Genomic DNA, 23,968 nt, shown 5'->3' with positions numbered 1-23,968 from the left:
GGTCGGGTCAGTCATTCTGTGCCGGGCAGCAGCGGCACGAAGCGCACTGCACTCAGGCGTGTTTCTCGGAGGCCGCGGGACGTACGCTCGATGAGCACCAGGCTCTGGTCGGCGGCGCCCACCGGCAGGATCAGCCGGCCGCCTTCGGCCAGCTGCTCGGTGAGGGCCGGCGGCACCTTGGGCGCGGCGGCGGCAACGATGATCGTGTCGAAGGGCGCGGCTTCCTTCAGGCCGACGCTACCGTCGGCATGTTTCAGGCGGACGTTGGGCAGGCGCAGATGGCGCAGATTGTTGCGCGCCCGGTCGAGGAGCAGGCGCAGGCGCTCGACGGAATACACCTCGGTCGCCACGTGGGACAGCACCGCGGCCTGGTAGCCACAGCCGGTTCCGACCTCGAGCGTCTTGCCGAGTTCGCGGCCGGCGCGCAGCAGCTCGATCATCCGCGCCACCACGAAGGGCTGGGAGATGGTCTGCTGCAGGCCGAGGGGCAGCGCCGTGTCTTCGTAGGCACGGGTCGCCAGGGCTTCCTCGACAAACAGGTGACGCGGTACGGCCATCATCGCCGCCAGCACCTTCTCGTCACGCACCCCCTGCTCGCGCAGACGCTCGACCATCCGCGCGCGGGAGCGCTGGGCAGTCTGGAGGGCCGTTCGCAAGACCTCGCTGGTCATTTGCCCAGCCAGTCGCGAATGCCGGCAACCTGCCCGTAATGGGTCAAATCGATCTGAAGCGGAGTGACGGACACGTAGCCGTTGGCCACCGCGTGGAAATCGGTTCCTTCGCCCGCATCCTGGGCGCTGCCGGCGGCACCCACCCAATAGACGGTTTCGTTGCGCGGGGTGAGCGACTTGATCGTCGGCTCGGCCTTGTGACGCTTGCCGAGGCGCGTCACCTGGATGCCCTTGATCTGGTCGTAGGGCAGATCGGGCACATTGACGTTGAGCAGCGTGGGCTGCCGTACCGGGTCGCGCTGGAAGCGCTCGACCAGTTCGCGCGCGATGCGCCCCGCCGCGCTGAAATCCGACGCACCCTTGGCCACCAGCGAGATGGCGATGGCCGGCACGCCGAGGAGAAAGCCTTCGGTGGCCGCGGCCACGGTGCCCGAGTAGATGGTGTCGTCGCCCATGTTGGCGCCGTGGTTGATGCCCGAGACGACCATGTCGGGCAGCTCGTCGAGCATGCCGGTGACGGCCAGATGGACACAGTCGGTCGGCGTGCCATTCACATAGTGAAAGCCGCTCGCCGCCTTGCGCAACGACAGGGGACGATCGAGGGTCAGGGAGTTGCTGGCGCCGCTACGGTCGCGCTCCGGGGCCACCACATCGATCTTGCCGACCTCGGCAAGAGCCGCGGCGAGGGCCTGCAGGCCAGGGGCGAAATAACCGTCGTCGTTACTGAGCAGAATGCGCATGGAGGAACCGGAGTCAGGCTTGGCAGGATGGATGCAGGCTCGCCAGACCCGTATCCCGAACAGAATGAAGCCCGGGTAGACGGCAGCGCGCGGCAGACCTTGAACAGTCAGCGAGTTTAGCAGAGTCGGCTTGGCACCTGCTAGGCGCAAACCCCGCCGACCGGCGCGCCGCGCATCAGGCGCCCGGGGGGCTGCCACAATGGCGGATCGATGACGCGGGAACCGATTTCCGGCAGCCGAAGACAAACGCGTCTCGCGACAAAATAAAATCGTCGGGTGCTGTAATTTCCGGCGCCACGCCGCGTCTACCCGAGCACACCAACACCGAGAGCCCATCATGCTGATCCGTCGCCCCGACGACATCCTGCCGTCCGAGATCACCGATCCGGCGGTGTATCACGCCCGCCGCCGCTTCATGGCCCAGGCCGGCACGCTGGCCCTCGCCTCCGCCCTGCCGATCACATCGAACGCCGCCGGCCTCGGCCCGATCGCCGCCAGCCCCCTGAGCACCACCGAGCCGCCCACTTCGCGCCGGGCCGTCACCACCTACAACAACTTCTACGAGCTGGGCACCGACAAGGCCGACCCGGCCGAGAACACCTTCCGCCTCAAGCCCACGCCGTGGACGCTGCGGGTCGAGGGGCTGGTGAACAAGCCTCGCAGCTTCGGCATCGAGGAGCTCATCAAGCTCGTCCCGCTGGAAGAACGCATCTACCGGATGCGCTGCGTGGAAGGCTGGTCGATGGTGATCCCCTGGGTGGGTTTTCCCCTCGCCGCGCTGCTCAAGCAGGTCGATCCCCAGGGCAGCGCCAAGTACGTGGAGTTCGTCAGCCACTACGACAAGGCCACCATGACCCGCGGCGTGCTCGACTGGCCTTATCTCGAAGGCCTGCGCCTCGACGAAGCCCGGCATCCGCTCACGTTGCTGGCGGTGGGCTTGTTCGGCGAGGTGCTGCCGGTCCAGAATGGCGCGCCGGTGCGGCTGGTCGTGCCCTGGAAATACGGTTTCAAGGGCGGCAAGTCGATCGTCGCCATCCGCCTCGTCGAGAAGCAGCCCCTCACCGCCTGGATGAAGGCCGGCCCGTCGGAATACGGCTTCTACGCCAACGTGAATCCGGAGGTCGATCACCCCCGCTGGAGCCAGGCCACCGAACGCCGGATCGGCGAGTTCACCAAACGCAAGACGCTCATGTTCAACGGCTACGCCGACCAGGTCGCGTCGCTCTACAGCGGCATGGATCTGCGCCGCTTCTTCTGATTTCCGATGATGATCAATCCTGGCAGCACCCACCTCGCCGCCATCAAGGCCGCCCTCTTCGCCGCCTGCCTGCTGCCGGCCTTTCTTTTGTGGCGCGGCTTCGAGCTCGACACCCTGGGCGCAAACCCCATCGAGGCCATCACCCGTGGCACTGGCGACTGGACGCTGCGCTTCCTGCTGATCACCCTGGCCGTCACGCCCCTGCGCAAGCTCACCGGCTGGCACTGGGTGGTGCGCCTGCGCCGGATGCTCGGGCTGTTCGCCTTTGCCTATGGCACAGCGCATCTGCTCACCTACCTGTGGCTGGATCAGTTCTTCGACTGGTACGCGATCGCCAGGGACATCCTCAAGCGGCCCTTCATCACCGTCGGTTTTGCCGCGCTGGTGCTGATGGCGCCGCTGGCCGCAACGTCGTCCAACGCCGCCATCCGCCGGCTCGGGGGGCGTCGCTGGCAGGCGCTGCACCGGGCGATCTACCCGATCGCGGTGCTGGGCTGCGTGCATTTCTGGTGGCTGGTGAAGAAGGACATCACCGAGCCGCTGATCTACACGGCGATCACCGCCGCGCTCCTCGGCATCCGTGCCTGGTGGCGCGAGCAGGAGCGACGCAAGCAGCTCGCCGGCGGCTATCTGCCCCAGCCGCCCAGGCTTACGGGAAAGGTGATCCGGATCTTCGCGAAATAGTCCGCTGGGATAGAATGCGCATCCCGTCCGCAAGGATTTCATCCGGCTCAGTCCCGTCATGCGTTTTCAAGGCAGGCTCACCCAGTGGAACGACGCCAAGGGTTTTGGCTTCATCACGCCCAACGGCGGCGGAGGCCGCGTCTTCGTCCATGCAAAATCGTTCCGCGCGGGCGGGCGACGGCCTGAAGAAGGCGAGCTGCTGACCTACGAGCTGGGCGTGGATGGCAAAGGCCGGCCGCGGGCCGACGAGATCGACTTCGTCGGCAAGACCCGGCAAGGCGGCGGCGCCCCGCGGGGCGACAGCAAGGCGGCCCCGCTGGTGGCGGCCGTGTTCAGCGTCGTGCTGATCGGCGCGACGCTCAAGGGCTTCGCGCCCCGCGCGCTGCTGGGGCTCTACGCCGGCGCCAGCGTGCTGGCCTTTCTGCTCTACTGGATGGACAAGCGCGCGGCGCTCACCGACGCCTGGCGCACGCCGGAAAACACCCTCCACCTGTGCGCGCTGGTCGGTGGCTGGCCGGGCGCGGTGGTCGCCCAGCAGGTGTTGCGCCACAAGACGCGCAAGGAATCGTTCCGGGCGGTGTTCTGGGCGACGGTGCTGCTCAACTGCGCAGCCGTCGGCTGGCTGCTCGCGGCCCCCGGCGCAGCCACGCTCCGCGCCGGGTTCGGGATTGGGCTTGGCTGAAAGCGCCGTCAGGCCTTCGGACGGATCGCCGACTTGGGCCGGAAGGCCTTCACCACCGCGTCGTGGGTCTCGATGTAAGGCCCGCCGATGAGATCGATGCAATACGGCACCGACGCGAAGATGCCATGCACCTTCGGGTTGCCGTCGGCGTCCTTCAGGCCTTCGAGGGTTTCGGCGATCGCCTTGGGCTGGCCCGGCAGGTTGATGATGAGGCTGCTGCCGCGGATCACCGCCACCTGCCGCGACAGGATCGCGGTCGGCACGAAGGCCAGGCTCACCTGACGCATCTGCTCGCCAAAGCCCGGCATCACCTTGTGGGCGACGGCCAGGGTGGCTTCCGGCGTCACGTCGCGCAGGGCCGGGCCGGTGCCGCCGGTGGTGAGCACCAGATGGCAGCCGGCCACGTCGCACAGCTCGATCAGCGTCGCCTCAATGGTCGGCTGGTCGTCGGCGATCAGGCGGGTGACCGGCTCCCACGGGGTGGTGAGGGCCTTGTTCAGCCAGTCCTGCAGGGCCGGAATGCCCTTGTCTTCGTAGATGCCGCCCGAGGCCCGGTCGCTGATGGACACCAGGCCGATCTTCACCACGTCGCTCATTCCTCGTCTCCGGTTTCGTCGTCGAAATCCGTCGCCTCGACGCCGCCTTCTTCCAGCTCACGGAGCACCCGGAAGAGTTCGCGGTAAGCCCGCGGCGGCTTGTTCTGTTCCTTCTCCTTGATCGCGTTGCGGCGCAGCACGCGCAGCTGCTGCAGATCGACGCCCGGATGGGCTTCGGCGATGCCGTGGAGGGTCTTCTCGTCTTCAAGAAGTTTGGTGCGCAGGTTTTCGAGGCGGTGCATCTTGGCGGTCTCGACCGCCGACACGCCCTTGAAGGCGTCCAGCGCGGCACGGATCGGCTCGGGGTCGACGCTACGCATCAGCTTGCCGATGTACTGCAGCTGGCGGCGCTTGGCCTCGTGGGCGGTGAAGCGCTGGTAGTCCTTGACCGCGTCACGCAGGTCTTCGTCGATGGGCACCTTGGCGAGGCGCTCCTTGCCGAGTTCGGCCAGTTCACGGCCGAGATCCTGCAGGGCGGCGCTGTCGCGCTTGAGCTGCGACTTGCTGGGGCCGTCGAATTCTTCGTCTGGGTTGTATTTGTGCTTGGCCATCTGGGGGGTGAAAAAGGCGCGGGAAGGGTAAGATTATAGCCTTTAGCCCCAGCCCTACCCGCAAAGCCATGGCCGACAACCGTTTCAGCTTCAGTCAGGACAACCTCAAGACCATCGCCGAAGACATCCTCAAGTTCGCCAGGAAGCGCGGCGCGACCGCCTGCGAGGTGGATGTGTCGGAAGGGTTCGGCCAGTCCGTCACCGTCCGCCGCGACGAGGTGGACACCATCGAATACAACCGCGACAAGGGCGTCGGCGTCACCATCTACGACGGCCAGAAGCGCGGCTACGCCAGCACCTCCGACTTCTCGAAGGAAGCCCTCAAGGCCACCGTGGATGCGGCCGTCTCCATTGCCCGCTTCACCGCGCCCGACGCCGCCTCCGGGCTGCCCGACGAAGCCCTGCTGGCCAAGGACTTCCCCGATTTCGACCTGTACCACCCCTGGAAGCTCTCCACCGAAGACGCCATCGAGCTCGCCAGCCGCTGCGAGCGCGCCGCCTTTGCGGTGAGCCCGGAGATCCGCAACTCCGACGGCGCCAGCGTGTCGATGCAGGAATCCCACTTCATCTCGGCCAACAGCCTGGGCTTCATGGGCGGCTACGCCAGCTCGCGCCACTACCTGTCGTGCTCGGTGATCGCCGGCGAAGGCGACGACATGCAGCGCGACGACTGGTACACCAGCAAGCGCGACCCGGCCGAGCTGGCCGACGCCGACGAGATCGGCACCTTCGCCGCCCGCCGCGCCCTGGCCCGCCTGGGCGCCCGCCAGATCCCCACCTGCGAGGTGCCGGTGCTGTTCGAGGCGCCGCTCGCCGCCGGGCTGATCGGCGCCTTCGTGCACGCCGTGAGCGGCGGTGCCCTGTACCGCAAGTCGAGCTTCCTGCTCGACAGCCTGGGCAAGCAGGTCTTCCCCAGCCACATCCAGATTTCCGAGCGCCCGCACCTGGCCAAGGCCTTCGCCAGCAGCCCCTTCGACGACGACGGCGTGGCCACGAAGGACCGCGAGGTCATCATCGACGGCGTGCTGCAGGGCTACTTCCTGTCCACCTACTCGGCCCGCAAGCTGGGCATGCAATCCACCGGCAACGCCGGCGGCAGCCACAACCTGCTGGTCAAGCCCGGCCAGTATGATCTCGACGGCCTCGTCAAGCAGATGGACCGGGGCCTGCTCGTCACCGAGCTGCTCGGCCACGGCGTCAATTACGTGACCGGGGATTACTCCCGCGGCGCCGCCGGTTTCTGGGTCGAGAACGGCAAGATCCAGTACCCCGTGCATGAGATCACCATCGCCGGCAACCTCAAGGAAATGCTGATGGGCATCCGCGAGATCGGCTCCGACGTGCTGGTGCGTGGTTCCAAACACTGCGGCTCGATCCTCGTCGAGCGCATGACCGTCGCCGGCGCCTGATGCCGGCACGCAAACTTTTCGCCTGATCGCCAAACAAGAAAGAGGAGAACACCATGGAAAGACGTTCTTTCCTTAAACAGGCGGGTGCCGGCCTTGCTGCCGGCGCTGCCGCCGCGCCGGCCCTCGCCGCGGATCTGCCCGCCATCAAGTGGCGCCTCGCCTCGGGCTTCCCGAAGACGGTCGACGCCATCTTCGGCGCCGCCGAAACGGTCTCGAAGCACGTCGCCGCGGCCACTGGCGGCAAGTTCCAGATTTCCCTCTTCGCCGCCGGCGAGATCGTCCCGACCCCCGGCGTGCTGGATGCGGTGAAGGACGGCACCGTCGAGATGGGCCACGCTGCGTCGTACTGGTACATCGGCAAGGACCCCACGCTGGCCTTCGACACCGCCATCCCCTTCGGCCTCAACAGCCGCCAGCAGAACGCCTGGCTGATGAACGGCGGCGGCCTCGAACTGCTGCGCGAGTTCTTCAAGGATTACAACATCTACAACATCCCCTGCGGCAACACCGGCACCCAGATGGGCGGCTGGTTCCGCAAGGAGATCAAGTCGATCGAAGACCTCAAGGGCCTCAAGTTCCGCATCGGCGGCTTTGCCGGCCAGGTGCTCGCCAGGCTCGGCGTGGTGCCCCAGCAGATCCCGCCGGCCGACATCTACCCGTCCCTCGAAAAAGGCACCATCGACGCCGCCGAGTGGGTTGCGCCCTACGACGACCTCAAGCTGGGCTTTTCCAAGGTGGCCAAGTACTACTACTACCCGGGCTTCTGGGAAGGCGGCGCCCAGCTGTCGCTGTACGTCAACGCCAAGAAGTTCGCCGAGCTGCCGAAGGAATACCAGGCCATCCTCGAGGACGCCTGCGCCTTCGCCAACGCCGAGATGCAGGCCCGCTACGACGCGCGCAACCCCCACGCGCTCAAGCAGCTCCTCGCCTCCGGCACCCAGCTGCGCCCCTTCCCCAATGACGTGATGGCCGCCGCCTACAAGGTCACCTACGAGCTCTACGAGGAAACCGCGGCCAAGAACCCGAAGTTCAAGAAGATCTACGACCACTGGAAGAAATTCCGGGACGACCAGCTCCAGTGGTTCGCGGTGGCCGAAAACCGCTTCGACAACTTCATGCAGGCCACGCGCCACGGCACCATTCCGGGCAAGAAGTGACATCCTTTGCGGCACCATCCGGCGTGGGGCTTTTCCGGCGCCGGACATCATCCGTGAGACCGCTTTTTTGCGGCGGGGCAGCATAGGGTTTTCCGTACTGTCTCGCCCGATAGGGCTCATGAATAATCAGAGCACCCATGTAGCAATTCAAAAAAGGAGACAACGTGGAACGTCGTTCATTTCTGAAGAAGGCCAGCGTAGGTGTCGCGGCCGGTGCAGTAGCTGCTCCCGCCCTCTCGGCCGACCTGCCGACCATCAAGTGGCGTCTCGCCTCGAGCTTCCCGAAGAGTCTCGACACCATCTTCGGCGGCGCTGACGTGGTCGCCAAGCGGGTGGCCGCTGCCACTGGCGGCAAGTTCCAGATCCAGGTTTTCGCGGCCGGTGAAATCGTTCCGGGCCCGGGCGTGCTCGACGCCGTCAAGGATGGCACCGTCGAATGCGGCCACACCTGCTCCTACTATTTCATTGGCAAGGACCCCACGTTCGCCTTCGAAACCGCCGTGCCCTTCGGCCTCAACAGCCGCCAGCAGACGGCCTGGATGATGGACGGTGGCGGCCTCGAGCTGTTCCGTGAGTTCTTCAAGGACTACAACATCTACAACATCCCCTGTGGCAACACGGGCGCCCAGATGGGCGGCTGGTTCCGCAAGGAGATCAAGACCGTCCAGGATCTCAACGGCCTCAAGTTCCGTTGCGGTGGCTTCGCTGGCCAGGTGCTCGCCAAGCTCGGCGTGGTGCCCCAGCAGATCCCCGGTGGCGACATCTACCCGGCCCTCGAAAAAGGCACCATCGACGCCGCCGAATGGATCGGCCCGTACGATGACCAGAAGCTCGGCTTCAACAAGGTCGCCAAGTACTACTACTACCCGGGTTTCTGGGAAGGCGGCCCGCAGATCGCCATGTACGTGAACCAGAAGCAGTGGGCCTCCCTGCCGAAGGAATACCAGACCATCCTGGAAGACGCCTGCCTCTACGCCCACGCCGAAATGCAGGCCCGCTACGACGCCAAGAACCCCAACGCGCTGAAGCAGCTCGTCGGCTCCGGCACCCAGCTGCGCCCCTTCCCCAACGAGGTCATGGCCGCCGCCTACAAGGCCGCCAACGAGCTCTACGAGGAAACCGCCGCCAAGAACGCCAAGTTCAAGAAAATCTACGACTCCTGGAAGAAATTCCGCGACGACCAGCTCCAGTGGTTCGCGGTGGCCGAAAACCGCTTCGACAACTTCATGCAGGCTGCCCGCAGCGCATCTGCCAAGGCTTCCAAGAAGTAAGTCTGCCGTTCCGGTGACATCGAAGGGCCGCGTTCATCGCGGCCCTTTTCTTATTGGGGCTCGGTAGCCGATCGGCAACGACGCCAGCCAGCGGATGACCTCCCGACGCCTGCGGCAGGTCAAACCCGACACGCACGCGGGCGATTGCTGCACCGCACCCGCCTCTTGCGGATAATGGCGCCCTGTTCCTCCGCATCGTTTCAAGAAAGGCACCTTCATGATCGCCGCCTTTGCCCTCCTCCTCGCCTTCCAGCTTGCCGGCGAGACCCTGCGGGTCGCCCTGCATCTGCCGGTGCCCGGCCCGGTGCTGGGGATGGCCCTGCTGATGGTCTATCTCATCGCCCGGCGTGGCCCCGATGAACACCTGCGCACAACCGCCGGCGGCCTGCTGCAGAACCTCTCGCTGCTCTTCGTGCCGGCAGGCACCGGCGTGATGCTCCACGCCAGCCGGCTGGCCGACGAGGCCTGGCCCATCGCCATTGCGCTGGTCGCCAGCACGATCCTGGGGCTCGCCGCCACCGGGCTCACCCTGCACTACCTGACCCGCAAGCGCGCGAACGGAGGGACCCGATGAACACCGAAAGCATGACCGAGATCTGGGTTTACCTCTCGGCCCAGCCGCTCCTGTGGCTGACCCTCACCCTGGCGGTATACATGCTGGCGATCCTGCTCCACCGCAAGGCGGGCGGGCATCCGGCGGTCAATCCGGTGCTCATCTCGGTGGCCGTGCTGGTGAGCCTGCTGCTCGCCACGGGCACGCCCTACCAGCGCTATTTCGACGGCGCCCAGTTCGTGCACTTTCTGCTCGGCCCCACCACCGTCGCCCTCGCCGTGCCGCTCCACGGCCAGCTCAAGCGGCTGATGGAGATGAGCGGCCCGCTGCTGATCGCCCTGGTGGTGGGCTCGCTGGTGGCCGGCCTGTCGGCCTACGGCATCGGCGCGCTGCTGGGGGCGAGCACGCCGACGATGGTGTCGCTGGCGCCCAAGTCGGTCACCACCCCGATCGCGATGGGTGTTGCCGAGCGCCTGGGCGGGCTCGCCTCGCTCACCGCGGTGTTCGTGATCCTCACCGGCATCTTCGGAGCCATCTTCGCCGACGGCATCCTGCGCCGGATGGGCGTGAAGGACGACCCCAGCATCGGCTTCGCGCTGGGCCTCGCCTGCCACGGCATCGGCACCGCCCGGGCCTTCCAGATCAGCGAGCAGACCGGCGCCTTCGCGGCCCTGGCAATGGGCCTCAACGGCCTGTTCACCGCCCTCACCCTGCCCTGGCTGCTGCCGCTGGTGGCCGGGCTGTTCAAGCCCTGACGCCATGCCATAGGGGTCTGCCCTGCTTGCCCGCCTCCCGGACGGCCCCGATAATCGGGGTCGTCGCATTTTTGCTGCACCGCAACCATGGATTTGCTGATCGATGTGATCCTGCGCGCCGGCCGCTCCGCGGTCGAGCTGTCGTTCTTCGTGCTGCTGCCGGTGATGATCGTCATGCTTTCGCTGATGCGCATGCTCGAAGCCCGCGGCGTGCTCGACTGGACGGTGGCCCGCATCGCGCCGCTGCTGCGGCCCTTCGGCCTCACCGGCCTCGGCGTGTTCGCCGCCGTGCAGATCAACTTCGTCAGCTTCGCCGCGCCGGTGGCCACCCTGGCGATGATGGACCAGCGCGGCACCTCCAGCCGGCACCTGGCCGCCACCCTGGCGATGGTGATGGCCATGGCCCAGGCCAACGTGTCGATGCCGCTGGCGGCGATGGGGCTGCACTTCGGCATCGTGCTGGCCTGGTCGATGGTCGGCGGGCTCGTGGCCGCGGCGGCCACCTACTACGTGTTCGGCCGCCAGCTGTCGGCCACCGAGCACACCCTCGACGAAACGCTCCAGCACCCGGTGGCCGACAGCGCCAAGGGCATCCTCGACGTCATCAACCGGGCCGGCGCCGAAGCCTTCAAGATCGCTGTTGGCTCGATCCCGATGCTGGTGCTCTCGCTCACCGTGGTGCTGGCCCTGCGCCGGCTGGGGGCGCTGGATGCACTCACCCTGTGGCTGTCGCCGGCGCTCCTGGCGGTGGGAGCCGACCCGGCGCTGATCCTGCCCACGCTCACCAAGTTCCTCGCCGGTGGCACCGCGATGATGGGCGTGATGGACGAGATGCTGCGAGCAGGCACGGCCAGCGCGGCCACCCTCAACGGGGCCAGCGCCGGGCTGCTGATCCACCCGCTGGACATCCCAGGCGTGGCCGTGCTGATCTCCGCCGGCCGTCGCGTGGCGGACGTCTGGAAGCCCGCCGCCCTCGGCGCGGTAGTCGGCATCCTGGTACGCGCCGCCGGCCATCTGCTGATCGGCTGAAGCCACCGCCATGACCACCCCCGGCACCCACCTCCAGCCTGATCCGAACCGCCAGTACCGCTACTACGAGTTCGTGATGGCAGCCTTCGTGGCGGTGTATCTGTGCTCCAACCTGATCGGCCCGGCCAAGGCGGCGCAGCTCGACCTGCCCGGCTGGGGCCCGGTCACCTTCGGCGCCGGAGTTCTGTTCTTCCCGGTCTCGTACATCTTCGGCGACGTGCTCACCGAGGTGTATGGCTACGCCCGCGCCCGGCGGGTGATCTGGGCCGGCTTTGCGGCGATGGTCTTCGCCTCGGTGATGGCCGCCGTCATCGTGGCGCTCCCGCCCGCCCCCGGCTGGGCGAACCAGCCCGCCTACGAGATCGCCTTCGGCTCCACCTGGCGGATCGTCGGAGCGTCGCTGTGCGCGTTTTTCTGTGGCGAATTCGTCAATTCCTTCGTGCTCGCCCGCATGAAGGTGAAGAGCAACGGACGCCACCTTTGGCAGCGGACGATCGGCTCGACCATCGTCGGCGAAGGGGTGGATTCGGCGCTCTTCTACCCCATCGCCTTCTGGAATTCCGGCCTCATTCCCAACGAGCTGCTGCCGGGGATCATGCTCACCCAGTTCGTCTCCAAGGTGGCCGTCGAGGTGTTGTTCACCCCGCTCACCTACAAGATCGTGGCCTTCCTCAAGCGCGCCGAGCATGAGGACCACTACGACGTGAACACCGATTTCACGCCGTTCTCGATCCGGCTGTAGGCCTGATTTCGCAGCGCAGCATTTCACTAGGCGAAATCAACACGACTGCGCTACCATTCGCCATCCCTGACGACCCACGCAGAAAACGCTTTGTCCACGCCAGAAACCGCGAAGAATCCCATCCAGGTCATCGAGCGCATGATGAAGTTGCTCGACGTCCTCGCCGAGCACCCTGATCCGGTGCCGCTCAAGCAGCTCGCCCTCGAAACCGGGCTGCACTCGTCCACCGCGCACCGCATTCTCGGCGCGATGACCAGCAGCGGCTTTGTCGAACGCAGCGACGCCGGCGTCTATCGCCTCGGCATCCGCCTGCTCGAGCTGGGCAGTCTGGTCAAATCCCGCATCTCCCTGCGCGAAACCGCCATGTCGGCGATGCTCAAGCTCCACGCCGCCACCGGCGAGAGCGTCAACCTGGGCATCCGCGCTGGCGACGAGATCGTCTACATCGAACGAACCTCCAGCGGCAAATCGGCGGTGCGGGTGGTGCACATCGTCGGCGCCCGTGCGCCGCTGCACACCACCGCCACCGGCAAGCTCTTCCTCGTCGAGGACGGCGCCCAGAAGGTCAAGGAATACGCCAAGCGCACCGGCCTGCCGTCGTCCACGGCCACCTCGATCACCACCCTGCAGGGCCTCGAGAAGGAACTCGACAAGGTGCGCCGTCACGGCGTGGCTTTCGACATGGACGAGGTGGAAACCGGCGTGCGCTGCATCGCCGCCGGCATCCGTGACGACAGCGGCGAGCTCATCGCCGGCCTGTCGCTGTCCACGCCGTCCGAGCGCTTCGATCCGGACCGCGCCCCGCTGATCCGCGAAACCGCCGACGAGATCAGTCGCGCGCTGGGCTACATGCCGCCGAACCGCTGATTCGTCATCGGTTGCTCAGGCAAAACACAACGGGCGCCATCGGGCGCCCGTTTTGTTTGATGCAACTTTCCGGTCAGGTTGCCGGGCCACGGCCGTTGGCCGCCACCTTCTGCTGCACGGCGGCACTTTCGAGCCAGCGCTTGACCCGCTGGGCGTCCGCCACGCGGGTGAAACGGCCGAAGGAATCCAGCAGCACGATGATCATCGGCTTGTTGAGCAGCCAGGCCTGCATCACCAGGCACTTGCCGGATTCGTTGATGAAGCCGGTCTTGGAGACGCCGATCTGCCAGTCGGGGCTGCTCACCAGCGCGTTGGTGTTGTTGAACTGGCGCTGACGGCCATTGAGCGACACCACGTAGTTGGCGGTGGTGGAGAACTCGCGGATCAGCGGATAGCGCGACGCGGCGGACACCATCTTGACCAGATCGCGGGCGCTCGACACGTTGGCGGAGTTGAGGCCGGTGCTGTCGGAGAAACGGGTCTCGCGCAGGCCCAGCGACGCGGCCTTGCGGTTCATGGCTGCCACGAAGGCCGGCAGGCCGCCCGGGTAGTGACGGGCCAGGGACGACGCGGCGCGGTTCTCGGACGACATCAGCGCCAGGCGCAGCATGTCTTCGCGGGTCAGATCGGTGCCAACGGGCACGTGGGAGCTGCTGCCCCGCAGGGTGTCCACGTCTTCCTGGCCGATGGTGAGGATCTCGCCCAGATTGAGGCGCGCATCCAGCACGACCATGGCGGTCATCAGCTTGGTGATCGAGGCGATCGGCAGCACGGCGTCGGAGTTCTTTTCGAGCAACACATTGCCGGTGGCCTGGTCGGCGATCATGAAGGCCGCCGAGTGGAGCAGCGGGTTGCCTTCCTGGTCGATCTCGGAGGCAGCGGGGGCAAAGGCGGCACGCTGGGCCACCGGTGCAGCAGCGTGGAAGCGGGCATGGCCACGATCGCGCTGGGCGACGGCCTTGTTACCGGACCGGGCCGGCGCAGCCGCGGCCATCTTGCCGCCCTTGGCGGGCTTTCCCGCCTTGGCGACGGACTTGGCCGGCGCAGCGACCTTCTTGGCGGATGCGCGCTGCACTGCAGCAACAGCATCGACCGACACCACCGAACCAAGCGCAAAGACGCTCAGCAGGGCAACCAGAGAATGACGGATTTTCATCGTTTTCAAACCAAATCTAGACATCAGCGGAGGCACGCCTCCGCTGCAAACAAAATCGACGCGATGAAGCTCGCATGTACGCTTCGTCATCACCCGATGACGAAAAACTGCCGCGGGCTACGCCTCATTTTGGGCGACAAGCCGTTAACGGCAGACTTCTATTTAAAATAATGGCTTATTCTAAATTTTTGAAGTTTTTTGTGAATCTTTTTTTGTAACCGACGGCCGATCTGGATCAGCCTGAAGTGCCGATGGCCTTCAGTGCCCGGGCACCCTCAGGAAGCGGGCGAGCTCGGCACGCCGACTCATCGCATCCCGGTAACCCAGCTCCATCAGGGCGCGGGTATACCCGCGCTCGAACAAAAGGTAGGAGAGTAACACCGAGCCATTCTTTCGCGTTGCACCAATCCCGCTCAAAACGAGCCTCAGGGCCCGGGGCAGCGCGTTGCGATGGCGGGCGGCAAGATAATCCAGACGCTGCGATGGTGCAATCACAAAGGTTTCGATGGGCCGCAGGGCAATCCCGGCCGCCTCGCGCTGGGCTGGCGCAAGGGCGCCCACGGTGCTGTTGATCCGCTCGAGCCGCTCCAGATCCATCGACAGGCCATCCAGAAAGATGCTCGACAGGGCATGCCCGGCCACCTGCGCGGGCGACGGATAGCGGTCCGTCCGCTGACGGGCTTCTTCCGAACGCCGGCCGCCGGCGATCACCAGGATGCGGTCGGCGCCCAGGTGGATCACCGGGCTGATGGGCGCCGTCTGGCGCATCGACCCGTCGCCGAAGTATTCGCGGTTGATCCGCACCGCCGGAAACACAAAGGGGATCGCGCTGGAGGCGAGCAGGTGCTCGACCTTGATGTCGGTGCGCACGCCGACGCGCTGAGCCCGCCGCCAGGGCTGCAGATCCTCGCGGCCCTGAAAGAACGACAGACTCTCGCCCGAGGTGTAGCCGGAGGCCGTCACGGTCACCGCCTGCAGGTGGCCGTCGGCGATGGCGTGGCCGATGGCGCCGAAATCGAGCTGGGCTTCGAGGAGCTCGCGCAGGGGCTGGTTGTCGAGCAGGGAGCGCGGCGACTGGCGGAACAGCCACCCGAGAAACATCGCCGAGCCCCAGCGGGTCACCGATTCGGCGATCGCCAGGGTGTCGGCGCGATAGACGTGATGGACGTGGAAGTTGCGCCAGATGAAGGCGAGCTTCTTCACTGCCTCGTTGAAGTTCGCCGAGAACACCGCCAGCGCGACGGCATTCACCGCGCCCGCCGAGGTGCCGCAGATGATCGGAAAGGGGTTCTCCGCGCGCTTGCCCCACACGTCGCGGATGGCGATCAGCGCGCCGACCTGATAGGCCGCCCGCGCGCCACCGCCGGTGAGCACCAGCGCAGCCCTGCCGTCCGTCATGCCGTCACCCTCCACCCGATTGCTGTGAAGCTTAACGGCACGCGGCGGCCGGAACTGAGCCGGTGTTGCGGATCAGCGACCCGCTTCGACGACGGTGAGCGCCGTCATGTTGACGATCCGCCGCACGGTGGCGGTCGGGGTGAGGATGTGCACCGGCTTGGCCGAACCGAGCAGGATGGGGCCGATGGTCATGCCCTCGCCCGCGGCCGTCTTGAGCAGGTTGAAGGCGATGTTGGCCGCGTCCAGCGTCGGGAAGATCAGCAGGTTGGCGTCTTCCTTCATCTTGGCGTTGGGGAAGATCTGCTGACGGATCGCCGAATCCAGCGCCGCGTCACCGTGCATCTCGCCTTCGACTTCCAGATCGCCGTGCTCGGCGTGGAGCATCACCAGCGCCTTGCGCATCTTCTCGGCGGTGGGCGAGTTGTCGGTGCCAAAGCTGGAGTGCGACAGCAGCGCGATGCGCGGCTGGATGCCGAAGCGGCGCACTTCGTCGGCGGCGAGGCGGGTCATCTCGACCACCTGCTCGGGCGTCGGGTCGTAATTGACGTAGGTGTCACACAGGAACACCGTGCGGCCCGGCAGCGCCAGCAGGTTCATGGTGTAGAAGTTGCGCACGCCCTTCTGGCGGCCGAGCACCGTCTCGATGAACTTGAGGTGCAGGCCGTGCATGCCGTAGGTGCCGCAGATCATCCCGTCGGCGTAGCCGAACTTGAGGAGCAGCGAACCGAGCAGCGTGGGACGGCGGCGCACTTCGCGCTTGGCGTAATCCACCGACACGCCCTTGCGCTCCATCAGCGAGTGGTAGTGGGTCCACAGCTGGTCGTAGCGCGGATCGGTCTCGGGATTGACCAGCTCGAAATCCAGCTCGGGGCGCAGGCGCAGGCCAAAGCGGTCGATGTTCTCGATCACCACATCCGGACGACCGATCAGGATCGGACGGCACAGGCCTTCGTCCACCACCGTCTGAACGGCGCGCATCACGCGCTCGGATTCGCCTTCCGAGAAGATGATCCGCTTGGGCGAACGCTTGGCGGCCTGGAACACCGGCTTCATCACCAGGCCCGACTGCCACACGAAGTTGTTGAGCTGCTGGCGGTAGGCGTCGAAGTCGGCGATCGGGCGGGTCGCCACGCCGGATTCCATCGCCGCGCGGGCAACCTCAGGCGCGATCTTGACGATCAGGCGCGGATCGAAGGGCTTCGGGATGATGTACTCGGGGCCAAAGCCCGAGACGTTCTCGCCGTAGGCCGCGGCCACGATGTCGGAGGCTTCGGCGCGGGCCAGTTCGGCAATCGCCTTGACCGCGGCGAGCTTCATCTGGTCGGTGATGGTGGTGGCGCCCACGTCGAGCGCGCCCCGGAAGATGAACGGGAAGCACAGCACGTTGTTCACCTGGTTCGGGTAGTCCGAACGGCCGGTGGCCATCAGCGCGTCGCTGCGCACCTTCTTCACTTCTTCGGGCAGGATTTCCGGCGTCGGGTTGGCGAGCGCCATGATCAGCGGGTTGGCGGCCATCTTGGCGACCATCTCGGGCTTCAGCACGCCGCCGGCCGACAGGCCCAGGAAGACGTCCGCACCTTCGATCACCTCGCCCAGGGTGCGGGCGTCGGTCACCTTGGCGTAGCGCGCCTTGATCGGGTCCATCAGCTTGGTGCGGCCTTCAAAGACCACGCCTTCGATGTCGGTCACCCAGATGTTGGACACCGGCACGCCCAGCATCACCAGCAGATCCAGGCAGGCCAGCGCCGCGGCGCCCGCGCCGGAGGTGACCAGCTTGACCTTGGAGAGATCCTTGCCCAGCAGGTGCAGGCCGTTGAGCAGCGCCGCGCCCACCACGATGGCGGTGCCGTGCTGGTCATCGTGGAAGACCGGGATCTTCATCCGCTCGCGCAGCTTGCTCTCGATGTAGAAGCACTCCGGCGCCTTGATGTCTTCAAGGTTGATGCCGCCGAAGGTCGGCTCCAGCGCGGCGATCATGTCGATCAGCTTGTCGGCGTCGGGTTCGTCGATCTCCAGGTCGAACACGTCGATGCCGGCGAACTTCTTGAACAGCACGCCCTTGCCTTCCATCACCGGCTTGGCGGCCAGCGGGCCGATGTTGCCGAGGCCGAGCACCGCGGTGCCGTTGGTGACGACGCCGATCAGGTTGCTGCGGGAGGTGAGGTTGGCGGCCTCGGCCGGATCTTCGACGATGGCGTCGCAGGCAGCGGCAACGCCCGGGGAGTAGGCCAGCGACAAATCCTGCTGGTTGGTCAGGGCCTTGGTGGGGGCGATCGAAATCTTGCCGGGGCGCGGATAGCGGTGGTATTCCAGGGCGGCCTGACGAATGCGTTCATCCATGCTGTTGTCTCTCCAGGTGGTGTGTTTATGGGTTCGTACGCCCATGATGGGAGCACGGATTCATTGAGGCTATTCGTGACATCCACAGCATTTGGACGTGACGCGCGAATGACGTCGATCGATGAACCGTGGCATAATTATAGGCTAGCTTATCCGGGGTAATTCCTGATTGGGCCTACTCCGGCCCAAGACGATCAAGCCAATAATACGCGCCGAGCCCTGGTGGCCAAAAGACGCGATCGCCCAGCCGGCGGACTCCCGAGCCGGCACATGAAACAACGCAATCCGTAACGTCCTGGAGAATCGTCAGATGTCTCAAAGCATTGCCGAAGCCGCCATCGCCGCCGCGCCCGACTACGTCAAAAACCAGAAACTCAAGCAGTGGGTCGCCGAGATCGCCACCCTCACCCAGCCCGACCGCGTCGTCTGGTGTGATGGCTCTGAAGAAGAATACGACCGCCTCTGCGCCGAAATGGTCGAAGCCGGGATGCTGATCAAGCTGAACCCGGAAAAGCGCAAGAACTCCTACCTCGCCTGTTCCGACCCTTCCGATGTGGCGCGTGTCGAAGACCGCACCTACATCTGCTCGGCCAACAAGGACGATGCCGGCCCGACCAACAACTGGGAAGACCCGGCCAAGATGCGCAAGACCCTGAACGAACTGTTCACGGGCTGCATGCACGGTCGCACCATGTACGTGATCCCGTTCTCCATGGGTCCGCTCGGCTCCCCGATCGCCCACATCGGCGTCGAGATCTCCGACAGCCCGTACGTGGTCACCAACATGCGCACCATGACCCGCATGGGCAAGGCCGTCTATGACGTCCTCGGCACCAATGGCGAGTTCGTGCCCTGCGTCCACACCGTTGGCGCCCCGCTGGGCCACGGCGAGAAGGATTCGTCCTGGCCGTGCAACCCGACCACCAAGTACATCGTTCACTACCCCGAAACCCGTGAGATCTGGTCCTACGGTTCCGGTTACGGTGGCAACGCGCTGCTGGGCAAGAAGTGCTTCGCCCTGCGCATCGCCTCCAACATGGCCCGTGACGAAGGCTGGCTGGCCGAACACATGCTGATCCTCGGCGTGGAAAGCCCCACCGGCGAGAAGACCTACGTCGCCGCCGCCTTCCCGTCTGCCTGCGGCAAGACCAACTTCGCGATGCTGATCCCGCCGAAGTCCTTCGATGGCTGGAAGATCTCCACCGTCGGCGACGACATCGCCTGGATCAAGCCGCGCAAGGAAGCCGACGGCACCACCCGCTTCTACGCGATCAACCCGGAAGCGGGCTTCTTCGGCGTCGCCCCCGGCACCTCCGAGAAGACCAACTACAACGCCCTGGCCACCCTCAAGGAAAACATCATCTTCACCAACGTCGCGCTGACCGACGATGGCGACGTGTGGTGGGAAGGCCTGACCAAGGAAGCCCCGGCTCACCTGATCGACTGGCAGGGCAAGGACTGGACCCCGGAGCTGGCCAAGGAAACCGGCCGCAAGGCTGCGCACCCGAACTCCCGCTTCACCGCCCCGGCCAGCCAGTGCCCGTCCATCGACCCGGCCTGGGAAGATCCCGCCGGCGTGCCGATCTCCGCCTTCATCTTCGGCGGCCGTCGTGCCACCACCGTGCCGCTGGTGTACCAGGCCTTCAACTGGAACTACGGCGTCTACATGGCGGCCACCCTCGGCTCCGAAACCACCGCTGCCGCCTTCGGCGCCCAGGGCGTGGTCCGTCGCGATCCGTTCGCCATGCTGCCGTTCTGCGGCTACCACATGGGTGACTACTTCAACCACTGGCTGAAGATGGGTCACACCGTGGATCAGGCCCCGGGCATCTTCTGCGTCAACTGGTTCCGCATGAACGAGAAGGGTGAGTTCATGTGGCCGGGCTTCGGCGAGAACATGCGCGTCCTGAAGTGGATCGTCGACCGCGTCCGCGGCCGCGTTGCCGCCCAGGAAAATGCCCTCGGCTGGATGCCCCAGTACGAAGACATCGACTGGACCGGCTCCGACGTCACCAAGGAAGAGTTCAACGCCCTCGTCAAGATCGACGCGGAAGCGTGGAAGTCTGAACTGGCTGGCCACAAGGAATGGTTCGACAAGCTGTCGGATCGCCTGCCCAAGCAGTTCATGCTCAAGCGCGAACTGTTCGAGCTGGCCATGTCGGTCTAAAGCCGCCGGCAGCCGCAAGGCTGCCACTGCTGTACACAAAAGCGCCGGGCAACCGGCGCTTTTTGTTTGTGCGGGCCCGGTGGCGCTCGCCGCCATCTCCCGCTGCCCGTATCCGGCAAGCGACAAAGCTCAGCGCCCCCCCCTGCCATTCCTGCCCCGACTTTTCCTCATTACGCCGCAAGAAACGCACTTTTCTCGCTGAAAGGGCGTTTCAGGCCGAGAAACGTCAATTCAGGCCGTGAATCGACGTTTCCATGGCAAGAAAGTCGGTTTCACGCGCCGAAACGATCCCTACGCCCCGCGCAACGCAGTTTCAGACGATGAATCGACGATGCGCGCGATGAAACGCCGTTTCGGCAACGCGCATCGACAATTCGCGCGCTGCAGGCATCTTTCTCCATCCGCCAAGATGGCTTTTCATGGACAAGAATGAATCAGGGCCAGGGAATGTTGGACTGAAGTCCAACCTACGGCGTAGATGGGGTTCGAAGCCAGGCTGGCAGCGGCGTGGCAAGGCCCGGCAGATGAGATTCCCCTGTAGGTCGGACTTCAGTCCGACAAACCACGCCCGAAAGCACCTGCCACACGGCCAGCACCAGGCCGCCAGCGCCGGCAAAAACGGAATGAACAGATGGAGGATCTAGCCCCGCCCGCAGGAAAGGTCAGGGTGGTGCGAGGCCGGATCGAAGCCAGGCCTCGCCGTTGCGCAGGATCAGTCGCCCGCCACGATGCGCTGGCGCTGGCTGCCCAGGCCGGTGATGCCCAGCTCCACCACATCGCCCACCTTGAGGAACTGGGGCGGCTTGAATCCCATGCCGACGCCGGGCGGCGTGCCGGTGATGACGAGGTCGCCGGGCTCGAGGGTCATGATGCGGCTCAGATACGCCACCACCTGGGCGCAGGAGAAGATCATCAGGCTCGTGGTGCCGGTCTGCTTGCGCTGGCCGTTCACATCCAGCCACAGGTCGAGCTTCTGCGGATCGGGCACTTCATCCTTCGTCACCAGCCACGGCCCCACCGGGCCGAAAGTGTCGAAGCCCTTGCCCTTGCCCCACTGGCCGCCGCTGCGCTGGAGCTGCCAGTCGCGGGCCGACACGTCGTTGGCCAGCACGTAGCCCGCCACGTGGTCGAGCGCTTCAGCCTCGGAAACCTTGCGGGCCCGGCTGCCGATCACGATGCCCAGCTCCACCTCCCAGTCCATCTGGGTGGATTCGGGCGGATGGATGATGTCGTCGTTGGCGCCGCACAGGCAGCTGGTCCACTTGGGAAAGATCACCGGCTCGACGGGCACCGGCATGTTCGACTCGACCGCGTGGTCGTGGTAGTTGAGGCCGATGGCCACATACTTGGGCGTGCCGTTCCAGGGCACACCCAGGCGAGGGGTGCCCGGAACCGCCGGCAGCCGTGCCGGATCGACCGCGGCCAGCACGGCCAGGGCGTCCGGCGCAAGGCGCCTCGGGGTGATGTCGTCGATGAGGCCGGAAAGGTCGCGGAGGGTGCCTTCCGCATCCAGCAGACCGGGTTTCTCCTGGCCCACCGGGCCGTAGCGCAGCAGTTTCATGGCGTGTCTCCTTCATCGGGCCGCCCCGCGGCCTTGTTATTGTGGGGGAAGGCGGGCGGCCCTCCCCCGTGCCGGCCTCAGCCCTGAACCGGACGAACCTTGCCGGCGGCCAGCTTGGCGCGGCTGCGGGCTTCGTCGGTGTCGGCACCATTGGCCACCACCACGCCCATGCGGCGTTTCACGAAAGCCTCGGGCTTGCCGAACAGGCGGATGTCGGTACGCGGCACGGCCAGCGCATCGGCCACGCCTTCGAAGGCGATGCCCGCCGCCTCCATACCACCATAGATCACCGCCGACGCACCGGGTTCGGCGAGGCTCACATCCACCGGCAGGCCAAGGATGGCGCGGGCGTGGAGCTCGAACTCCGAGAATCGCTGGGAGCACAGGGTGACGAGGCCGGTGTCGTGGGGGCGCGGGCTGACTTCCGAGAACCACACCATGTCGCCCTTAACAAAAAGCTCGACGCCGAACAACCCGCGCCCGCCCAGGTTGCCGGTGACGGCGCCGGCGATCTCCCGGGCGCGCTCCAGCGCCTTCGGGCTCATCGCCTGGGGCTGCCAAGATTCAACGTAGTCGCCCGACACCTGCACATGGCCGATGGGGTCGCAGAAGTAGGTCTGCACCGCGCCGCTCGCATCGTTGGCGCGCACGGTGAGCAGGGTGATCTCGTAGTCGAAATCGATGAAGCCTTCGACGATCACCCGCCCCTGATTGACGCGTCCGCCGGCGGCGGCGTAGTCCCACGCCTTCTGCACGTCGTCCGGCCCCTTGAGCAGCGACTGCCCCTTGCCGGACGAAGACATCACCGGCTTCACGATGCACGGGTAGCCGATGGCCGGCTGGCCGTCGCTGCCGTCGATGGCGGCCTGCAGCTCGGCCAGGGAATCGGCAAAGCGATAGGGCGAGGTGGCGAGGCCCAGCTCTTCGGCCGCCAGGCGGCGGATGCCCTCGCGGTTCATCGTAAGACGCGCGGCGCGGGCGGTGGGGATCACCGTCGCCAGCCCTTCGGCCTCGATTCTCTCGAGCATGTCGGTGGCGATGGCCTCGATCTCCGGCACGATCAGGTGGGGCTTCTCCTGCTCCACCAGCGCCCGCAGCGCGGCGCCATCGGTCATCGGGATCACGTGGGCGCGATGGGCCACCTGATGGCCAGGGGCGTTGGGGTAACGATCCACCGCAATGGTCTCGACGCCCAGGCGCTGCAGCGCGATCAGGACTTCCTTGCCCAGCTCGCCGGAGCCGAGAAGCATCACGCGCAGGGCGGACGGGGAGAGAGGGGTGCCGAATTTCATGGGGCGCTCCGGGTAAAAAAGTGTGGGAAGAGAGGGCGCCGATCATAGCACCGGGGCCTGCACCGACAAGGCCGCGCCAGACCGACCGACGCCCCAGCATCCGCCAAACCCACTTCGGGTAACTCAATAAAGCCAAAATGACTAACAATTCATCATGACTACCGGGATAATTTAGGACATTCACCATTCCGGAAGAGAAAATCATGGCCGACATCCTGGGCTCCATCAGCTCCACCGCCACGCTCGCCATCAACGGCCTCGGCGGTATCAGTTCCATCGAAACCGCAGGAGATCAGGACTGGTGGAAAGTCAGCCTGACGGCGGGGACGGCCTACACCTTCCGCCTTGACACGCTCACCTTCGGCGGCGTGGGCGATCCGCTGCTGCGCCTGCTCGACGCCAGCGGCCGCCAGCTCGCCTGGAACGACGACGCCGGCGGCACCCTCAACTCGGCCCTGAGCTTCACCGCCACCCAGTCCGGCAGCTACTTCCTGTCGGCCCAAGGCTATGGCGCCGCCACCGGCAACTACGTGATCTCGGCCACCACGGCGGCAACCGTGCCCGTGCTCAGCATCGCCGCCACTTCCGCCAGCCAGGCCGAAGGCAACAGCGGCAGCACGGCCTTCACCTTCACCGTCACCCGCAGCGGCAGCACCGTCGGCGGCAGCACGGTCAACTGGGCGGTGGCCGGCGGCTCCGCCAGCGCCGCCGACTTCACCGGTGGCGTGCTCCCGGGCGGCACCCTCACGTTTGCCGCGGGCGAAACCGCAAAGCTCATCACCATCAACGTGGCCAGCGACATCCAGATCGAGGCCGACGAAGACTTCAAGGTGGTCCTCTCGGCCCCCACCGGCGCCACCCTCGGCACCGCCGCGGCGCTGGGCACCATCCGCAACGACGACACCCTGCCCACCCTCGCCATCGCCGCCACCAGCGCCAGCAAGGCCGAGGGCAACAGCGGCACGACGCCCTTCACCTTCACGGTTACCCGCAGCGGCAACACCGGCATCGCCTCCAGCGTGGGCTGGAGCGTCGTCGAAGGTTCCGCCACCCTCAACGCCGCCGATTTCTCCGGCCCCACCTCCGGCG

Annotated in this window: 22 protein-coding genes; 13 read left to right on the top strand and 9 right to left on the bottom strand. The window is 66.0% G+C overall.

Going from position 1 to position 23,968, the window contains the following annotated elements; genetic code table 11:
* Window positions 1-11: 11 nt before the first annotated feature.
* Entirely contained in the window at window positions 12-671 is a 660-nt protein-coding gene (locus tag QQK25_RS17000) for a protein-L-isoaspartate(D-aspartate) O-methyltransferase (RefSeq protein WP_284188998.1), read from the bottom strand.
* A complete protein-coding gene (gene surE, locus QQK25_RS16995) occupies window positions 668-1,411 on the bottom strand; it encodes a 5'/3'-nucleotidase SurE (RefSeq protein ID WP_153159827.1) in 744 nt (247 codons plus the stop codon). The genes QQK25_RS17000 and surE overlap by 4 nt, the downstream gene beginning before the upstream one ends.
* Before the next feature lie 337 nt (window positions 1,412-1,748).
* Here surE and msrP point away from each other — a divergent pair, with 337 nt between their 5' ends.
* Genes msrP through QQK25_RS16980 form a run of 3 tightly spaced genes read left to right on the top strand, consistent with a single transcriptional unit; the run spans window position 1,749 to window position 4,035 of the window.
* The gene (gene msrP / locus QQK25_RS16990; RefSeq protein ID WP_284188997.1) at window positions 1,749-2,669 is read left to right on the top strand and encodes a protein-methionine-sulfoxide reductase catalytic subunit MsrP; all 921 of its coding nucleotides are present in this window, start codon (window positions 1,749-1,751) and stop codon (window positions 2,667-2,669) included.
* A gap of 6 nt (window positions 2,670-2,675) precedes the next feature.
* Window positions 2,676-3,353, top strand: coding sequence for a protein-methionine-sulfoxide reductase heme-binding subunit MsrQ (msrQ, locus tag QQK25_RS16985; RefSeq protein ID WP_284188996.1), 678 nt, complete (start codon window positions 2,676-2,678; stop codon window positions 3,351-3,353).
* 58 nt (window positions 3,354-3,411) lie between these two features.
* Window positions 3,412-4,035, top strand: a complete 624-nt coding sequence (locus QQK25_RS16980) for a DUF1294 domain-containing protein (RefSeq protein WP_284188995.1) — start codon at window positions 3,412-3,414, stop codon at window positions 4,033-4,035.
* Window positions 4,036-4,043: 8 nt separating this feature from the next.
* Here QQK25_RS16980 and mog read toward each other — a convergent pair whose 3' ends face one another.
* A complete protein-coding gene (gene mog / locus QQK25_RS16975; protein WP_284188994.1) occupies window positions 4,044-4,631 on the bottom strand; it encodes a molybdopterin adenylyltransferase in 588 nt (195 codons plus the stop codon).
* Window positions 4,628-5,182 carry a ribosome biogenesis factor YjgA gene (gene yjgA, locus QQK25_RS16970; RefSeq protein WP_284188993.1) on the bottom strand — a complete coding sequence of 185 codons (555 nt, stop codon included), beginning with the start codon at window positions 5,180-5,182 and terminating at the stop codon, window positions 4,628-4,630. The genes mog and yjgA overlap by 4 nt, the downstream gene beginning before the upstream one ends.
* Window positions 5,183-5,250: 68 nt before the next feature.
* Here yjgA and pmbA point away from each other — a divergent pair, with 68 nt between their 5' ends.
* From pmbA to QQK25_RS16930, 8 genes are all read left to right on the top strand, one after another.
* Window positions 5,251-6,591, top strand: coding sequence for a metalloprotease PmbA (gene pmbA / locus QQK25_RS16965; protein WP_284188992.1), 1,341 nt, complete (start codon window positions 5,251-5,253; stop codon window positions 6,589-6,591).
* A gap of 53 nt (window positions 6,592-6,644) precedes the next feature.
* Window positions 6,645-7,748 (top strand): TRAP transporter substrate-binding protein, encoded by a 1,104-nt coding sequence (locus QQK25_RS16960; RefSeq protein ID WP_153159833.1) that lies wholly within the window; start codon window positions 6,645-6,647, stop codon window positions 7,746-7,748.
* 164 nt (window positions 7,749-7,912) lie between these two features.
* Window positions 7,913-9,019 (top strand): TRAP transporter substrate-binding protein, encoded by a 1,107-nt coding sequence (locus QQK25_RS16955; protein WP_284188991.1) that lies wholly within the window; start codon window positions 7,913-7,915, stop codon window positions 9,017-9,019.
* Window positions 9,020-9,236: 217 nt separating this feature from the next.
* Window positions 9,237-9,593 carry a CidA/LrgA family protein gene (locus QQK25_RS16950; protein WP_153159836.1) on the top strand — a complete coding sequence of 119 codons (357 nt, stop codon included), beginning with the start codon at window positions 9,237-9,239 and terminating at the stop codon, window positions 9,591-9,593.
* On the top strand, window positions 9,590-10,327 hold the full coding sequence (locus QQK25_RS16945; RefSeq protein WP_284188990.1) for an LrgB family protein: 738 nt from the start codon (window positions 9,590-9,592) through the stop codon (window positions 10,325-10,327). Before QQK25_RS16950 ends, QQK25_RS16945 begins: the two co-directional genes overlap by 4 nt.
* Window positions 10,328-10,414: 87 nt before the next feature.
* The gene (locus tag QQK25_RS16940) at window positions 10,415-11,356 is read left to right on the top strand and encodes a nucleoside recognition family protein (protein WP_153159838.1); all 942 of its coding nucleotides are present in this window, start codon (window positions 10,415-10,417) and stop codon (window positions 11,354-11,356) included.
* Between the two features lie 10 nt (window positions 11,357-11,366).
* Window positions 11,367-12,098: a queuosine precursor transporter gene (locus QQK25_RS16935; RefSeq protein ID WP_284188989.1), complete on the top strand. Its 732-nt coding sequence runs from the start codon at window positions 11,367-11,369 to the stop codon at window positions 12,096-12,098.
* A gap of 138 nt (window positions 12,099-12,236) precedes the next feature.
* Window positions 12,237-12,965, top strand: coding sequence for an IclR family transcriptional regulator (locus tag QQK25_RS16930; protein ID WP_284189003.1), 729 nt, complete (start codon window positions 12,237-12,239; stop codon window positions 12,963-12,965).
* A gap of 73 nt (window positions 12,966-13,038) precedes the next feature.
* On the opposite strand, the gene pbpG is transcribed toward QQK25_RS16930, so the two are convergent.
* The 3 genes from pbpG to QQK25_RS16915 all read right to left on the bottom strand — a co-directional run bounded on the left by pbpG (window position 13,039) and on the right by QQK25_RS16915 (window position 17,859).
* Window positions 13,039-14,121 carry a D-alanyl-D-alanine endopeptidase gene (gene pbpG / locus QQK25_RS16925; RefSeq protein ID WP_284188988.1) on the bottom strand — a complete coding sequence of 361 codons (1,083 nt, stop codon included), beginning with the start codon at window positions 14,119-14,121 and terminating at the stop codon, window positions 13,039-13,041.
* Between the two features lie 258 nt (window positions 14,122-14,379).
* A complete protein-coding gene (locus tag QQK25_RS16920) occupies window positions 14,380-15,519 on the bottom strand; it encodes a patatin-like phospholipase family protein (RefSeq protein WP_284188987.1) in 1,140 nt (379 codons plus the stop codon).
* Window positions 15,520-15,591: 72 nt separating this feature from the next.
* On the bottom strand, window positions 15,592-17,859 hold the full coding sequence (locus QQK25_RS16915) for an NADP-dependent malic enzyme (protein ID WP_284188986.1): 2,268 nt from the start codon (window positions 17,857-17,859) through the stop codon (window positions 15,592-15,594).
* Between the two features lie 310 nt (window positions 17,860-18,169).
* Here QQK25_RS16915 and QQK25_RS16910 point away from each other — a divergent pair, with 310 nt between their 5' ends.
* Entirely contained in the window at window positions 18,170-20,026 is a 1,857-nt protein-coding gene (locus QQK25_RS16910; RefSeq protein WP_284188985.1) for a phosphoenolpyruvate carboxykinase (GTP), read from the top strand.
* Between the two features lie 712 nt (window positions 20,027-20,738).
* On the opposite strand, the gene QQK25_RS16905 is transcribed toward QQK25_RS16910, so the two are convergent.
* Both QQK25_RS16905 and purT read right to left on the bottom strand, forming a co-directional pair.
* Window positions 20,739-21,587 (bottom strand): fumarylacetoacetate hydrolase family protein, encoded by an 849-nt coding sequence (locus QQK25_RS16905; RefSeq protein ID WP_284188984.1) that lies wholly within the window; start codon window positions 21,585-21,587, stop codon window positions 20,739-20,741.
* Window positions 21,588-21,664: 77 nt separating this feature from the next.
* Window positions 21,665-22,879, bottom strand: a complete 1,215-nt coding sequence (purT, locus tag QQK25_RS16900) for a formate-dependent phosphoribosylglycinamide formyltransferase (protein WP_284188983.1) — start codon at window positions 22,877-22,879, stop codon at window positions 21,665-21,667.
* Between the two features lie 203 nt (window positions 22,880-23,082).
* On the opposite strand from purT, the gene QQK25_RS16895 reads away from it, so the two are divergent.
* On the top strand, window positions 23,083-23,968 hold an 886-nt coding region (locus tag QQK25_RS16895), incomplete at its 3' end, for a Calx-beta domain-containing protein (RefSeq protein ID WP_284188982.1).

This window comes from Zoogloea oryzae (assembly GCF_030161255.1).
In the GTDB taxonomy this organism is placed as follows: domain Bacteria; phylum Pseudomonadota; class Gammaproteobacteria; order Burkholderiales; family Rhodocyclaceae; genus Zoogloea; species Zoogloea oryzae.
The sequence above is the reverse complement of the archived record's forward strand: the minus strand, read 5'-3'. Positions and strand labels throughout refer to the sequence as shown.

Bases quoted from the DNA above. Each gene is read 5' to 3' on its own strand.
- QQK25_RS16960 (WP_153159833.1), top strand. From the start codon at position 6,645: ATGGAAAGACGTTCTTTCCTTAAACAGGCGGGTGCCGGCCTTGCTGCC.
- msrQ (WP_284188996.1), top strand. From the start codon at position 2,676: ATGATGATCAATCCTGGCAGCACCCACCTCGCCGCCATCAAGGCCGCC.
- QQK25_RS16980 (WP_284188995.1), top strand. From the start codon at position 3,412: ATGCGTTTTCAAGGCAGGCTCACCCAGTGGAACGACGCCAAGGGTTTT.
- QQK25_RS16915 (WP_284188986.1), bottom strand. From the start codon at position 17,859: ATGGATGAACGCATTCGTCAGGCCGCCCTGGAATACCACCGCTATCCG.
- mog (WP_284188994.1), bottom strand. From the start codon at position 4,631: ATGAGCGACGTGGTGAAGATCGGCCTGGTGTCCATCAGCGACCGGGCC.
- pbpG (WP_284188988.1), bottom strand. From the start codon at position 14,121: ATGAAAATCCGTCATTCTCTGGTTGCCCTGCTGAGCGTCTTTGCGCTT.
- QQK25_RS16910 (WP_284188985.1), top strand. From the start codon at position 18,170: ATGTCTCAAAGCATTGCCGAAGCCGCCATCGCCGCCGCGCCCGACTAC.
- msrP (WP_284188997.1), top strand. From the start codon at position 1,749: ATGCTGATCCGTCGCCCCGACGACATCCTGCCGTCCGAGATCACCGAT.
- QQK25_RS16945 (WP_284188990.1), top strand. From the start codon at position 9,590: ATGAACACCGAAAGCATGACCGAGATCTGGGTTTACCTCTCGGCCCAG.
- pmbA (WP_284188992.1), top strand. From the start codon at position 5,251: ATGGCCGACAACCGTTTCAGCTTCAGTCAGGACAACCTCAAGACCATC.
- purT (WP_284188983.1), bottom strand. From the start codon at position 22,879: ATGAAATTCGGCACCCCTCTCTCCCCGTCCGCCCTGCGCGTGATGCTT.
- QQK25_RS16930 (WP_284189003.1), top strand. From the start codon at position 12,237: ATGATGAAGTTGCTCGACGTCCTCGCCGAGCACCCTGATCCGGTGCCG.
- QQK25_RS16905 (WP_284188984.1), bottom strand. From the start codon at position 21,587: ATGAAACTGCTGCGCTACGGCCCGGTGGGCCAGGAGAAACCCGGTCTG.
- QQK25_RS16940 (WP_153159838.1), top strand. From the start codon at position 10,415: ATGGATTTGCTGATCGATGTGATCCTGCGCGCCGGCCGCTCCGCGGTC.
- QQK25_RS17000 (WP_284188998.1), bottom strand. From the start codon at position 671: ATGACCAGCGAGGTCTTGCGAACGGCCCTCCAGACTGCCCAGCGCTCC.
- surE (WP_153159827.1), bottom strand. From the start codon at position 1,411: ATGCGCATTCTGCTCAGTAACGACGACGGTTATTTCGCCCCTGGCCTG.
- QQK25_RS16950 (WP_153159836.1), top strand. From the start codon at position 9,237: ATGATCGCCGCCTTTGCCCTCCTCCTCGCCTTCCAGCTTGCCGGCGAG.
- QQK25_RS16935 (WP_284188989.1), top strand. From the start codon at position 11,367: ATGACCACCCCCGGCACCCACCTCCAGCCTGATCCGAACCGCCAGTAC.
- QQK25_RS16920 (WP_284188987.1), bottom strand. From the start codon at position 15,519: ATGACGGACGGCAGGGCTGCGCTGGTGCTCACCGGCGGTGGCGCGCGG.
- yjgA (WP_284188993.1), bottom strand. From the start codon at position 5,182: ATGGCCAAGCACAAATACAACCCAGACGAAGAATTCGACGGCCCCAGC.